Here is an 11,891-nt window from a genome sequence, read left to right as displayed (position 1 = left end):
GACATCCAGGCCTCAACATGGGGAAACATTTCGTTTGACTGTAAAACTGGTTTTTTCATATCATGATTTTTAATCAAAATTAACAGTCAAAACAAGTTAAGTCAAGATGGGTTGGTCGTAGGCTTACTCTTCGCCAGCATAGCTGATGCCGTTTTTTAGTATAGTGCAGCTCGTGAGCAGAATAATTGCAGCAAAAATCAAGATAAGATTTTTCATTATGAAGAATTTAGATATGGTTTAATTAATTACCCTCAGTTTCTCTTCGTTTTCTTCTTTCTTCAGCAGCACGTTCTCTGGCAAGTCTTATCCTCTCTTCCCGAGCTCTTTGTGCTGCAGCTTTTTGTGGGTCGTTTCGTTGCTGGGATGGTGTTCTTTGTGGCTGTCTGTTGGTATTGGCTTCTCTTTGTCGCCTAATTTCTTCTGCTCTTTTTTCCTTATCAATTTGTGCATTTAGGGCATTTCGTTGACGTTCATCTTCTCTGCGCACATTTTCTCTACGTCTTTCTTCTGTTCTTTTTTCTTGATCTATTTGTCTGTTAAGCCTATCTCTTTCTTTTTGCTCTTGCTGTTGCTGTAGTTTTTCTTGAAGCCGTTTTTGTGCCTCTTGAGCCCGCTCTCTTTGTCTTGCTTCTAATAGTTTTTTACACTCCACATACTTTCTTGTTTCTTCATTTACTTGCGCAGAAGTTTGTCCTTTTTTATAGGTTGGCAGCGGACAAGGTCTATCAAAAATATGTGGTTCTTCCTCAGTTTTCTTTGCCATAGTTGCCGTTGCCAACCCAATTAGAATTAGCAAAGCTGATGTTTTTAAACCATTCATGTTAAAAGTTTGATGTTAAAAAAAATAAGTCTATTTATCAATTTTTAGAGATAACTCATCAGAAATATTGTTACCCACCAATAGCTCATTTTGATTATTTGCTCCTGCAACCACAATAACCAACCTCAATTTTAAAGCCCTACCGTATGCCTGCTCGGGTGTAGGTTTAAAACTAAACTGATGTTTTAGCAATAGTTCTTTACCTGGTTCTATAACTTGTAAAAACATTGGGTTTGATTTGATAGAAATTAAACCTTGTGAACTCATATAGCTATATTCTGCATAAATAGTTGTAGGTTTGGATGTTGTAAAACCAATGTTTTTTACAATAAAATTGATAGGGATTTTTATTCTGCCCGAAGTATCATCAAGTTTTTCTACACCGTTTCCACTGCCTACCAAAACCGGTACAAGGTGAAAAGTTAAGTCTGGTAAAGCCCTTGATACTGCTTTATTTTGGTTAGCAGCAACACCAGTATTAGTATTTACTTTTTGTGCGCATAGATTGCAAAACGAAAATATTAGCAATGCCGTAAACATCAATATTATTTTCATGGTTTTACATTTTAACGATTAATTTGAAATGTTTTTGAGCGAGCATCACCTTTAAAATAATGGATTGGCGCAGCAACTTGATCTACTAAAACTCTTGTTTCGCCAGCAATGGTTAGGGTAATTTTTAGCTTATCTAAATACCAGTTATCAATACCCTGCCCAAAAGCACCACCTGTATGGCGCAATACAATATCTTCAATATCATCGAAAGTAAAAAGCAGAGCCGAAATAGAACGAGTGAAGGTATGTTCGCTAAAGTTTCCCCAATTTTGGCTACCATTTATATTGTTTAATGCAATATTTCTAACTGGCCTAAATTTTAATCTAATTAATACGTTTAGGTTGTCGTTTCCACCTCGTAAGTCATCTCCGCCTGTTAAGGTCTCTATCTTTAATAATGGGTTTACAGCTGTTGTTCTGGGGTATGTATCAGGCGACAAATACGATAAAATACCCTTAAAAAATTGACCTTCAGTTTTTCCATCCCCACCTTCGTAAACAAATCTAAACAAAGGGTTTCGGCTTCCTAAAGGACTTATAAAATCAGGGAATTTATACGATTTTAGCACCCCACCAATCTTTAATCTTGCCGTTGCAGATATTTTATCTACATTCCAATTGTCTTTTTCGGCAATGTTAAATATTGTTGGTGTTGGCGTGCCTCCTCGTTTTTGCTTTCTGTAAACATGTAACTCTTTAATTTCGTTAACATTAATATTTGCTGGTAATGGTATGCTAACCCTTTTTATAGAGTTGTTCGGCCAATTCTGATTGTTATTTGCATTTGCCAAAATTGCATCGGCTCTGTTCTGTAAAATTATTCTTATCTCAACATTTTCCTGAAAAGGTTTCATTTCCAAGTTATCAGCTCATGTTTTAAAATCTACATCTATCTTATTGTCTGAGGGAGCACTCACAATTACAGTACCGGCATTTTGAACGGGTAATGGGGTAATTGGAGCGGCCAAAACCCAGGCATACTTTACTTCACTAAACTCACTCGCAGCTATTTTAAAAAATCTAACACCTTTATATGAACCTGTATCAAAATTAGCCCCTAAGTAGAAGACATTTGTTGCATTGCCATCTATAGCTGGCTGTATCTGGTAGCTTCCTTTATCATTTAATGTAAAAATAAACTGCTGAAATTTTTGTTTTTCATTAGGATAACGTGGCTCTAACCTAATTTTTAGGCTTATTGCGTCAGGTGTTGCTTCATCCCATGTTAAATACTTACTACTACCATTTAATGTGATTTGGTAAGTATTAGGTTTACCTCTAACTCCTGCTACAAACCAAACTTGAGAACCACATCCAGGCGTTCTATCTCTGCAATCTTCAGCAACTCTAATAAAGTTTCCACTGGCAAGTTCCATGCGTAAATTGCTAGGTACCAAACTTAATTTATACCGATTATTAACTATTTGGGCAGATAAACAAACGGGCAATAATAATAGAAGAAGCAATAATTTTTTCATGATTTATAAGTTAAGAGTTTTAACTAAAAGGCTGTTTAGATTATCAATTAAAACAGCCTTTTAAAAATTTTTATAAAATAGGTTCGCCTACTTCAAGCCCTAAACTCTTGTTTACAATTGGGCATAAACTTGTTGCTAGCAAACCATAATTTAATCTATACCTAACAACATATTGTGTTGTTCTAACCAATAATTCTTCCCGCTATTGAGCTGGTTTAATTCGGTACAAAATAACTCCTCTACTCGAGGTTTTTTCTAATTCTGCTAATGGCACTCTAATTAGGCTTTCTGAACCACCCCTAAAAATACCCAATGTATTAACTGTAGGTGTACAAGCATTTGATTTGTTATTAAAATAATCTAATCTAACAATGTAGTTTGTTGTACCTGTTTCTTTATATAAGTAAACATTTACCTTTAAATCGCTACAATTACAAGTTAGTTTCGGTGGTACAGGTCCTACTCTATCATTAACTCTAACTTGTGCAAAACTAATAACACTAATCCCTAGTGCTAATACTGTGGTAATTAACTTTTTCATATACTTTTTTTAATTAATGATTTTATAATCTTGTTACTAATCCCACTTCAAACTTTCTTGATGTGTTATTATCTGTACTGGCCTCCGCGGCAGGTGTTGGATAAATAATTATTGCAGTTAACCTTACTTTTTTACCAGGCGATAAATTTGGAAAGGTATTAAAAACAAAAGAATGCTCTTTACCCAAATCTTGTCCTTGTGTTAAGGCTGGTAAAGGCAACGGATCAGAAATAGCGGCATCATTAAAAGCACCTTCTGCCACGCCATGCTCTACCTCAGAAAAAGTTCTCGGGGCTTGGAAATGAACATATAAAATCACTTTACATGGTTTTGAAGTGGCAAGGCCGATGTTCTTAATAATTAAGTTTTTGGGAATTTTAGTCTTATTTTTAGTCTCAACAGTAGCAGGCTGGTAAATTGCTTCAGTTCCGCCATTTGTTAAGCCAGGGATAAGAAGTATTGATAAATCTGGTTTTATTTGTACAATTTTTCTATCTGGATTTATAAAAACTCCGGTCTCTCTGCCTTTTTGCGCTTTAGCAAAGCTGATGAAACAAGTCATCAACAATGCAATAGACAGTAATTTTTTCATGGTATTTAGGTTTATTTAATTTTTATGAACTCAACTCTGCGGTTATTTGCCTTGTTTATTTCACTTGTATTTGGCGTTGCAGGTACACTTTCACCTTTGCCATCGGTTTGCATTCTGCTGGCTTCAATTCCAAAATTTGTAGTTAACATGTTTTTTAAAGCTTCGGCACGTTTTTTAGATAAGGCCAGGTTTGCTTTTTCATCGCCATCGCTATCAGTATGGCCAATTATTTTAATTTTTACTGGCGGATTTTCCTGCAAAATCACCGCAATAGATTTAATTAAACCTAAACTTTCGGGCTTGATGTTTGCCGAGTTTACATCGAATAAAATACCTGAAGAAACAAATTTGCCTTCGTTTAATAACTTGTTTCTGGTATCTGCTTCGCCAACGGCCAACCTTAAATTATTGATGTAATATTTATCTTCTTCTTTTTTAACGCCACCAGTTTGAAACAGGATGGTATTGTATTTTCTTCCATCCACAAAAGCATTAGGTAAATCCCAAACTTTCTCCTGATTTAAATAAACCCTCAAACGATTTTTTTGGCGCCAAACACTTACATGAACGGTAGCTTTAACATCGCTAATAAATTCACTTTGTACGGTTTTATTTTTAGCGCCCAAACTGCCATTATCGTAAATTTGGTAATTGGTAGTGCCTTTTGCGTTTACTGTAGAAACTGATTTAGGATGAATGCCAACTTCGATACCATTTCTACCCAAACGGGTAAGCATTTTCCATTTCAAATAATCGGTGCTGGGTTTTGCTAATTCGGCAATAGAAAAATTAAGTGGATTGCTGTAAAAGTTAAAATTTGCGCTACAAGTAACATCAAACTCAAAAGTGAAATTATCTGGTAAGTTATTGATAAACTGAGGCAAAAACACGCCGTTTTTACCAAGATTAAACCAGTTTTCGCCATTTAATTCAACAATTTCGCCACCGCTGTTTGTCGTCCATTTGGCTGGGAAATCGCCCAAATTATCCTGACTAAAACTTTCTAGAACTAAAATTTTATCGCCCTGCACAAAATCAAATTTCCTTAAAATATCAGCGTTTTGTTGTGGCATTTCGTTGCCAGTTTCGCTTACTGTTTCTGCTGGTTGCGTTACCGGTTGCGTTGCTAAAGTATCGGCTTTTGCTTTATTTTTTTTGCCTTTAAATAATCCACCAATACCTTTTTCAAGTTTATCTATTCCAGCATTTACACCTTTACTTATGGCTTCATTGGCTCGGCCTTCAGCATTGCGTTTAATATCTTTGGTGTTAATTTGAGCTTTGCAAAGGCTACAAACAAACATCAACATTAAAAAGAGTTGAGTTTTCATAACCAGGTATTTAATTAACAATGATATTGAAACTGCAAGGCTGGCATTTTTTATTCCCGCAAAGCGGATTAATAGCCAACTTGTATTTGCCTGCCGTTGGAAAAGGAGAATTAACGCCATCCATTTTAAAATTCGGGAAGTTTTGCACTAAGCCAGTGCTCAGATTAGTTAGTTTGGCATTTAAAACTGCTTCGCAATTGCCCTCACATTTGTAACCGCCTTTAAACGAAAATGGCATACCAACCTTTAAATCAATGGTTGCGCCACAAGCAATTTGCTTCGAAACATTGTCTATAGAAACATAAATATTATCCCAGCCTGCTTTATTGCACTCACATTTAGCAAGCTCATCGCAAGCAACATTAAAATAGAATTTAATTGTCGGGCATTTTTTGCCGCCACAAATCGGTGTTATTTCTATCGAATAATTTCCGCCAGTTTCAAATTCATATTCCAACGGAAAAGTGAAGTTTGGAAAAGATTTTATTACCGTTCCTGCCGAATTTTTTATAACAGCAACAAGTTTAACATCACAAACCTTAATACTGTAATCGCATTTGTAACCTCCATTAAAAGAAAATGGCTGTTTGCATTTTATGCTAAATTGATGACCATCTCTTACAGTTTGGGCTGCTTTACCATTTGAATAAACAAAAGGATTAAAACCGTTTGGGTTACAATCGCATTTTTGAGCATTTGCCACAAGCATAGTTGTAGCAAATAAGATTAATAATAGAGTTAATTTTTTTATGGCGAGATTTAATTAATGGTTTCATAATCAAATTTATAGGCTAATTAACTGCCCATCAATACCATAAAAGGGTTAGTGCCTAACCTTGATTGTACTTATAAATAGCTTCGGTTGCGCTATTTACCTGTAGCTTTTTATAAATCTTTTTAATGTGACTACGAATGGTTTCCACAGAAATATGAAGTTCGCTGGCAATCATTTTATAGCTTAAACCTTTAACCACATATTCTAGAATTTCAGTTTCGCGGTGGGTAAGCAGTTCGGTGGTTTGCTGGTGTTTATTTTGTTTTTGGGGGATAAAAGAAAGCACTTTTTTAGCTACGCTACTCGTCATAGGTGCGCCACCCGCCATCACATCATGTATAGCAGCAGGCACCTGGTCGAAGTTTTTCTTTAACAAATAACCGTTAGCACCTGCGCAAATGGCATCGAAAATGTTATTTTCATCTTCAAAAACAGTTAGCATTATCACAAAAATTTCTTGGTTTTGCTGGCGGATTTTCTTCAACGCCTCAATGCCATTTAGGCCAGGAATATCAATATCCATTAAAATAACATCGGCTTTGTAAGTTTGCAAAATCTCATCCAAAGAGTTTGCATCAGGCATGGCCTTAATTAAATTGAAATCGGCATTCCACTGAAGCATGGTTTCTATGCTAAAGCGCAAATTGCTGTTGTCTTCAAATATTAAAACGTTTATTGCCATTGATTTACAAAATTAAGCTATCATTTTTTTATCGGCTATGCCCAAATTAGGGGAGGTTGATAGCAAGCAATAACACAGTGCCCTTATCATCATTGCTTAAAGTTAGTGTGCTGTTTATGGCCAAAGCTCTTTCTTTCATACTCCGAATGCCCGTTCCAGAAGTTTCGCCTTTCCAAAGGCCATTATCTGCAATAAATAATTGCGCTGTATTTTTATCAATTTTTTTAAGGTCGATATTTACTTTTACTTGCGTTAGCGTGTTTGCTGATATTGGTTAACGCTTCTTTGTAAATCAGTAAAATCTCTTTGCGGTATTCTATGGGTAACGACTTGCTCGCTAAATCTTCATCGGTAATAAACGAAACTAAAATACCCAAAGGTTCGAGCGTTTGGGTTGCAAACTCTCGCATTCTGATGGCAAGATTTTCAATTTTATCGTTATTAGGTTGTATGCTCCAAACAATATCGCTCATGCTTTGCTGTATGGTTTTGCTTTGCGAAGTTATTTTTTGCAACATTTTTTTGGCTTCGCCGGTATCTTTATCCATCGCTTGTTGCGATACACTACTTAAAATGTTGATGCTGGTTAAAGTACTTCCAATTTCATCATGCAAATCTTTACTAATGTTGTTTCTTATGGCTAATAGCGCTGTTTGCTGTTCTAATTTTTTCTTCAGTTGGTAGCGATTAAAATAAGTAACGATTAGAAGTAAGAGCAAAACAAAACCACCTATTAATAAATTTCTTGTCGTTTTTGCGTTAGCTAATTCATTTTCTTTTGCTATTTGCTCATTTTTTGCCAGGCGTAATTGTTGCTCTTTGTTTACGGCATTCAAATTCTGAATTCTAATTTTTTCATTCTGTTCCTTTAACCTTAAATCTTGCAATTGCTTCTCTTTTGATAGAAGTTCTATTTCACTTTGTTTTTGCCTGGCCAAAAGTAAATTGCCAGTAATTAAAGCATTTTGTTTTTCTATTTGGAGTTGTTTTAACCGTTCAGAAGTGCTTAATTTTAAAATTTCGCCATCTTTTTTCTCGGTTTCGTATTTAACCCGAACCTCTTCAATTTTCGCCAAATTACTTTTTTCGGTTATGCTATCGCGATATAAAATATGCTGTTTATAATTTTCATAAGCATTTTTAAAATTGCCTCTCGTGTTATAAAAACTGCTCAGTTTATCATAAGCATTGCTGATATTTTCTTTGTTTTTTAAGGCTTTAGATAATAATAATGCTTTATTGTAATAAGCAACTGAAGCTGTTGTATCGTTAATATTATTAGCCACATTACCCGCTGAAACGTACATGCGTGATAGCATTTGTTTGTCGTCAATTTTCTCGTAAAGCGCAATTGCTTTGCTTTGCCATTGCAAAGCATTCTGATTGTTTTTTGCACCTAAAGCCTCATAAGTGGCCATGCCAGCATAAGTGCTGGCAATTAATTTATTGTTTTCGGTTTGCTCTGCATATTTTACCGCATTGGTTAAATGTCGTTTAGCCAATGGATTTTCCTTTTTTATCAGATACAATTGTCCGATGTTCAAATTCGCAATCGCAAGTCCGGGTTTATCGTTAATTTTTTCTCTTACTGCTATGCTATTTTTCTGGTAATTTATCGCATCATCAACCTTGCCCATTAAATAATAAACCGATGAAATATTGCTGTAAGTTTCGCCAATGCCACGTTTGTTCTCGTTCAGTTCAAAAAGTTTCAGGGCGTTAAAAAAGTTGTTTATTGCTTTGTCTTTATCGCCCGTGGCTAAAAGTTGAGAGCTAATATTGCTGTAAACTTCTGCAAGTTTTTTGCTTTCCTTTTTGGCCAAACATAAATTTAAAGCGGTATTGTAGTGTTGCGTGGCCAAATCATTCTGACCATCTTCGGCGTAGTAAATTCCTTTTCGGTTATTTAAATCGATAAGCAATAAAGTATCTTTTAACTGATTGGCAATTTGGCTGGCAAAGGCATCGTAAGTTTTAAAATCTTTAAACTCCCTTTTTTTAAAACTCACTTCTGCCAGTAAATCATAAATATGGGCTTCTTTTCTTTTATTTTTAGTGGCTTCAGCTTGCTTTAAGCCATCTTTTAATAGCGCATTTGCCTGGTTGTAGTTACCCGAGTTAATGTAAGTATTGGCATTTATTAGCAAATTGTCAATTGCTGTAGATTGGGCATAGCTGGTTTGAGCAATTAGAATAAATAGAAAAAGTTTTAAAAACCAGCGTAAGCACATAGAAAGTTTTTGAATATCAGAAAGATGGAAGAGCTTCAGTTTTGACAAGCATAGCCGACAGTTTTCCATGATGTTTCAATCATCTATGTTAAATATAGCTATAAGTTTTAAGAAATTTTATAAGCAATTTTTTATTGTAAGTATCAAATTAACCTGAAGAAATTTACTTGAGGTTAATGTAACTTAGCATCCAGAGGAGGCTTAGCGGGAAATATAATTTGATTAGTGATTTACAACTTCTTGTAGTTTAATGTTGTAAACTTTTTCCAATTTGCTGATTTTACTGCTGTTTTTTGAAAACAGACTTTTCAAGTGTTCAAAATCATTCTTCAGGTATTTCGAAGCAAATATATTGGAAACATATTGACGGATTTTTTCACCTAAAAAAACTTCTGTTAGGATGAATGAAATCAAGAAAATATAATGATTTGATAAAACTGAATGTGGTTTTAAACTTAAGGAAATGCTTTTTGTGAAATAATCCAATATAACCGGTATTATTAGAGTAAGTATGGTAGCCACTAGTTTTGTAGCATAGATTATTTTCTGCTCAGCAGATTTAATTTTCTCTCGTAAATTTCCATTTTTATCACCAGCATCGGCTTTTACAAAAACATTTCTTTGATTAATTTTTTCCTGTTGCTTTCCATATTCAATATCTATTTCTCGAACATGGCTAATCAATTCATTTTCGGCTTGGTTCAATTTTTCCTGGTCGGCAACTATTGCTTCTTGCTCTGCAATTAGTTTTTCCATTATCATTAAATCATCAGGAATGCCTCTTGCCATTTTTTGCTCAGCAGCAATAATTCTATTGTCGAGCTGCCTGTATTGTTTTTTTAGCTCTAAAAGTTCACTATCCCAGTGTTCCTTTTTTAAATCATAATCTTTTTTTATGCGGATAATTTCCGCTTGATTTTCAAACTGTTTTAAGGCATTTTCATTTACTTCAAGCTTATTATAAAGCTCAATTAATTCGGTAAATAAAATGTTTATAGAAGTTTTTTTATCAGAAATTAATTCTTGGTAGCGGGTTATATCTTTTTCAGAAAGCAGAGTTAATGGCATATCGCCGTTAAAATTATAAAAATTATGCCAGTAGTAATTATTTAATAACTTTCATCCTTAAAATTACGATTGAATTATTTTATAAAGGCGCATTAATATTGCCTAAATATTTTCGTTACTGATCATTATTTATTACAGGTTTCGATAAGTATTTGTATATCAGCTAAAAAGACTTATTCCATCTATTTTCTATTATAAGTAATAATACTTAGATTTAAGTACCGAATCTCCCGATATGTCAAAAATACTGATTGTTGATGATGACGTATTTAACGCCGATTTACTTACATCAATTCTTGAGCGAGAAAACTTTGAAGTAGAAAGTATTCACAATTGTGATATGCTTCAAGCTGTTATTCAGAGCTACCATCCAAAATTAATCATAATGGATATTCAACTCAGTTGCGCTGATGGTAGAATACTCTGTAACCTGATAAAGAAAAATCCGAAAAGTATGCAAATTCCTATTGTACTTTTATCTGCCTTAAAGCCAACACAGTTTTTAGAAATTCCTTGTTTTGCTGACGGATTTATAATTAAGCCTTTCGATGTTGAAGACCTTTTAGCAATCGTTAGGTTGCAGCTAAAGTAATTTACTTTAATACGCCTTTTTCAAGTAATCTTCAATTGAAGCTTTTATTTCACTATTTAACGCTTCTTTACTACAGTTTTTAAGCTTATGTTGTGATGAATTGTATTTCTCTATATATGTAGCTTCAGTTAAATTAAATTTTAAATAACCCTGTTCAAAAAAACGTTCTTCAATTTCAGTAGATGAATCCATAGAACGAAACCATAATTTAATTAGTGATTTTGTATCCTTCTCAAAATAAAGCCAATGAAAAATCTCATTCAAAGTGGCAGTTTCGGGTAAATCAAGTCGTTTAATTTCAATTATTACCAGTTCCTGGTTTTCAAATTGAAATAGTGTTTTGTATTTAGAAGACATTGCTGCAAAAATAAAAACAAGATGCTTTGCACTTGAATTTATTTGTCAACATTTAAAATTGAATTTTATTTATTAGCCCACCAACTTAATGGAAACTGAATTTCATCTACAGAACTGGCAACCATATCAGGTTTAAAAGCGTAGTGGCCAAGCCTATCTTTACTTGCAATACCAGATAACACTAAAATGGTTTTGTAACCCATCTGCACACCACCTTGAATGTCGGTTTCCATTGTATCACCAATTACGGTAGTTTCGCTGGTTTCTAGTCCTAAAAATTTTCTTGCAGAACGCATCATTACCGGACTTGGTTTGCCGGTTACAAATGCTTTTCTGCCGGTAGCTTCCTCAATCATGGCCGTTGTTGCTGCAATACCAAGATTGTTCCATCCTGGCTTTTTTGGTGAAGGATCACGATTTGTTGTAATAAATTTGGCGCCTGCCAAAATCATATCAACCGCTCTCTGAACCATTTCTAAAGTAAAATTTCTGCCTTCTCCAAGCACCACAAATTCCGGGTCGGTATTTACCAATGTGATGCCGTTATCGTGCAAACTACTCAATAACCCGCCTTCACCTAAAACATAAGCTGTTCCATTCGGACTCTGATCGGCCAAAAACTTAGCTGTAGCCATTGCACTTGTATATACATGACTTTCATCAACTGTAATGCCTAAACCTTTTAGTTTACGCACAACCTCTAAGCTCGTTCTTTGACTGTTGTTGGTCATAAAAGCAAAAGGAATATCTTCGTCAATTAAATTTTTAATAAACTTATCAGCACCAAAAATTAATTCTTCACCGCTGTAAATCACGCCGTCCATATCAATAAGTAAACCTTGTTTCATAATCTTGAAATTTAATTGAGT

At 34.5% G+C, this 11,891-nt stretch carries 14 protein-coding genes; 1 reads left to right on the top strand and 13 read right to left on the bottom strand.

All coding sequences use genetic code 11. From position 1 onward, the window contains the following. Nucleotides 1–241 precede the first annotated feature (241 nt). From LUA90_RS10755 to LUA90_RS10705, 11 genes are all read right to left on the bottom strand, one after another. A complete protein-coding gene (locus LUA90_RS10755) occupies nucleotides 242–820 on the bottom strand; it encodes a hypothetical protein (protein ID WP_231490977.1) in 579 nt (192 codons plus the stop codon). Between the two features lie 30 nt (nucleotides 821–850). Then, nucleotides 851–1,375, bottom strand: a complete 525-nt coding sequence (locus tag LUA90_RS10750) for a hypothetical protein (RefSeq protein ID WP_231490976.1) — start codon at nucleotides 1,373–1,375, stop codon at nucleotides 851–853. 11 nt (nucleotides 1,376–1,386) lie between these two features. Beyond that, on the bottom strand, nucleotides 1,387–2,229 hold the full coding sequence (locus LUA90_RS10745) for a hypothetical protein (protein WP_231490975.1): 843 nt from the start codon (nucleotides 2,227–2,229) through the stop codon (nucleotides 1,387–1,389). A gap of 15 nt (nucleotides 2,230–2,244) precedes the next feature. Next, nucleotides 2,245–2,853, bottom strand: a complete 609-nt coding sequence (locus LUA90_RS10740) for a hypothetical protein (RefSeq protein WP_231490974.1) — start codon at nucleotides 2,851–2,853, stop codon at nucleotides 2,245–2,247. 202 nt (nucleotides 2,854–3,055) lie between these two features. Then, nucleotides 3,056–3,394 carry a hypothetical protein gene (locus LUA90_RS10735; protein ID WP_231490973.1) on the bottom strand — a complete coding sequence of 113 codons (339 nt, stop codon included), beginning with the start codon at nucleotides 3,392–3,394 and terminating at the stop codon, nucleotides 3,056–3,058. A gap of 22 nt (nucleotides 3,395–3,416) precedes the next feature. Next, a complete protein-coding gene (locus LUA90_RS10730) occupies nucleotides 3,417–3,986 on the bottom strand; it encodes a hypothetical protein (protein WP_231490972.1) in 570 nt (189 codons plus the stop codon). An 11-nt stretch (nucleotides 3,987–3,997) separates the two neighbouring features. Next, a complete protein-coding gene (locus LUA90_RS10725; protein ID WP_231490971.1) occupies nucleotides 3,998–5,317 on the bottom strand; it encodes an OmpA family protein in 1,320 nt (439 codons plus the stop codon). Between the two features lie 10 nt (nucleotides 5,318–5,327). Continuing rightward, on the bottom strand, nucleotides 5,328–6,026 hold the full coding sequence (locus LUA90_RS10720; protein WP_231490970.1) for a hypothetical protein: 699 nt from the start codon (nucleotides 6,024–6,026) through the stop codon (nucleotides 5,328–5,330). 121 nt (nucleotides 6,027–6,147) lie between these two features. Then, complete coding sequence (locus LUA90_RS10715) at nucleotides 6,148–6,774, bottom strand: response regulator transcription factor (protein ID WP_231490969.1); 627 nt, start codon at nucleotides 6,772–6,774, stop codon at nucleotides 6,148–6,150. 224 nt (nucleotides 6,775–6,998) lie between these two features. After that, nucleotides 6,999–9,074: a tetratricopeptide repeat-containing sensor histidine kinase gene (locus tag LUA90_RS10710; RefSeq protein ID WP_231490968.1), complete on the bottom strand. Its 2,076-nt coding sequence runs from the start codon at nucleotides 9,072–9,074 to the stop codon at nucleotides 6,999–7,001. Nucleotides 9,075–9,227: 153 nt separating this feature from the next. Continuing rightward, nucleotides 9,228–10,073 carry a hypothetical protein gene (locus LUA90_RS10705; RefSeq protein WP_231463666.1) on the bottom strand — a complete coding sequence of 282 codons (846 nt, stop codon included), beginning with the start codon at nucleotides 10,071–10,073 and terminating at the stop codon, nucleotides 9,228–9,230. A gap of 235 nt (nucleotides 10,074–10,308) precedes the next feature. Between LUA90_RS10705 and LUA90_RS10700 the strand changes: the two genes are divergently transcribed. Then, nucleotides 10,309–10,665 (top strand): PleD family two-component system response regulator, encoded by a 357-nt coding sequence (locus tag LUA90_RS10700; RefSeq protein ID WP_231490967.1) that lies wholly within the window; start codon nucleotides 10,309–10,311, stop codon nucleotides 10,663–10,665. A 6-nt stretch (nucleotides 10,666–10,671) separates the two neighbouring features. Here LUA90_RS10700 and LUA90_RS10695 read toward each other — a convergent pair whose 3' ends face one another. Continuing rightward, nucleotides 10,672–11,022 carry a hypothetical protein gene (locus tag LUA90_RS10695; protein ID WP_231490966.1) on the bottom strand — a complete coding sequence of 117 codons (351 nt, stop codon included), beginning with the start codon at nucleotides 11,020–11,022 and terminating at the stop codon, nucleotides 10,672–10,674. A gap of 65 nt (nucleotides 11,023–11,087) precedes the next feature. Further along, on the bottom strand, nucleotides 11,088–11,870 hold the full coding sequence (locus LUA90_RS10690) for an HAD-IIA family hydrolase (protein ID WP_231463671.1): 783 nt from the start codon (nucleotides 11,868–11,870) through the stop codon (nucleotides 11,088–11,090). Between the last annotated feature and the right edge of the window lie 21 nt (nucleotides 11,871–11,891).

This window comes from Pedobacter sp. Leaf170, from assembly GCF_920984665.1.
Classification (GTDB): Bacteria; Bacteroidota; Bacteroidia; order Sphingobacteriales; family Sphingobacteriaceae; genus Pedobacter.
Note: the sequence above shows the minus strand (reverse complement) of the source record. Positions and strands in the feature narration are given on the sequence as shown.

What these genes read in the sequence shown, in the direction of transcription:
- LUA90_RS10755 (WP_231490977.1), bottom strand. Translation starts at nt 820, where the DNA reads ATGAATGGTTTAAAAACATCAGCTTTGCTAATTCTAATTGGGTTGGCA.
- LUA90_RS10750 (WP_231490976.1), bottom strand. Translation starts at nt 1,375, where the DNA reads ATGAAAATAATATTGATGTTTACGGCATTGCTAATATTTTCGTTTTGC.
- LUA90_RS10745 (WP_231490975.1), bottom strand. Translation starts at nt 2,229, where the DNA reads ATGAAACCTTTTCAGGAAAATGTTGAGATAAGAATAATTTTACAGAAC.
- LUA90_RS10740 (WP_231490974.1), bottom strand. Translation starts at nt 2,853, where the DNA reads ATGAAAAAATTATTGCTTCTTCTATTATTATTGCCCGTTTGTTTATCT.
- LUA90_RS10735 (WP_231490973.1), bottom strand. Translation starts at nt 3,394, where the DNA reads ATGAAAAAGTTAATTACCACAGTATTAGCACTAGGGATTAGTGTTATT.
- LUA90_RS10730 (WP_231490972.1), bottom strand. Translation starts at nt 3,986, where the DNA reads ATGAAAAAATTACTGTCTATTGCATTGTTGATGACTTGTTTCATCAGC.
- LUA90_RS10725 (WP_231490971.1), bottom strand. Translation starts at nt 5,317, where the DNA reads ATGAAAACTCAACTCTTTTTAATGTTGATGTTTGTTTGTAGCCTTTGC.
- LUA90_RS10720 (WP_231490970.1), bottom strand. Translation starts at nt 6,026, where the DNA reads ATGCTTGTGGCAAATGCTCAAAAATGCGATTGTAACCCAAACGGTTTT.
- LUA90_RS10715 (WP_231490969.1), bottom strand. Translation starts at nt 6,774, where the DNA reads ATGGCAATAAACGTTTTAATATTTGAAGACAACAGCAATTTGCGCTTT.
- LUA90_RS10710 (WP_231490968.1), bottom strand. Translation starts at nt 9,074, where the DNA reads ATGGAAAACTGTCGGCTATGCTTGTCAAAACTGAAGCTCTTCCATCTT.
- LUA90_RS10705 (WP_231463666.1), bottom strand. Translation starts at nt 10,073, where the DNA reads ATGCCATTAACTCTGCTTTCTGAAAAAGATATAACCCGCTACCAAGAA.
- LUA90_RS10700 (WP_231490967.1), top strand. Translation starts at nt 10,309, where the DNA reads ATGTCAAAAATACTGATTGTTGATGATGACGTATTTAACGCCGATTTA.
- LUA90_RS10695 (WP_231490966.1), bottom strand. Translation starts at nt 11,022, where the DNA reads ATGTCTTCTAAATACAAAACACTATTTCAATTTGAAAACCAGGAACTG.
- LUA90_RS10690 (WP_231463671.1), bottom strand. Translation starts at nt 11,870, where the DNA reads ATGAAACAAGGTTTACTTATTGATATGGACGGCGTGATTTACAGCGGT.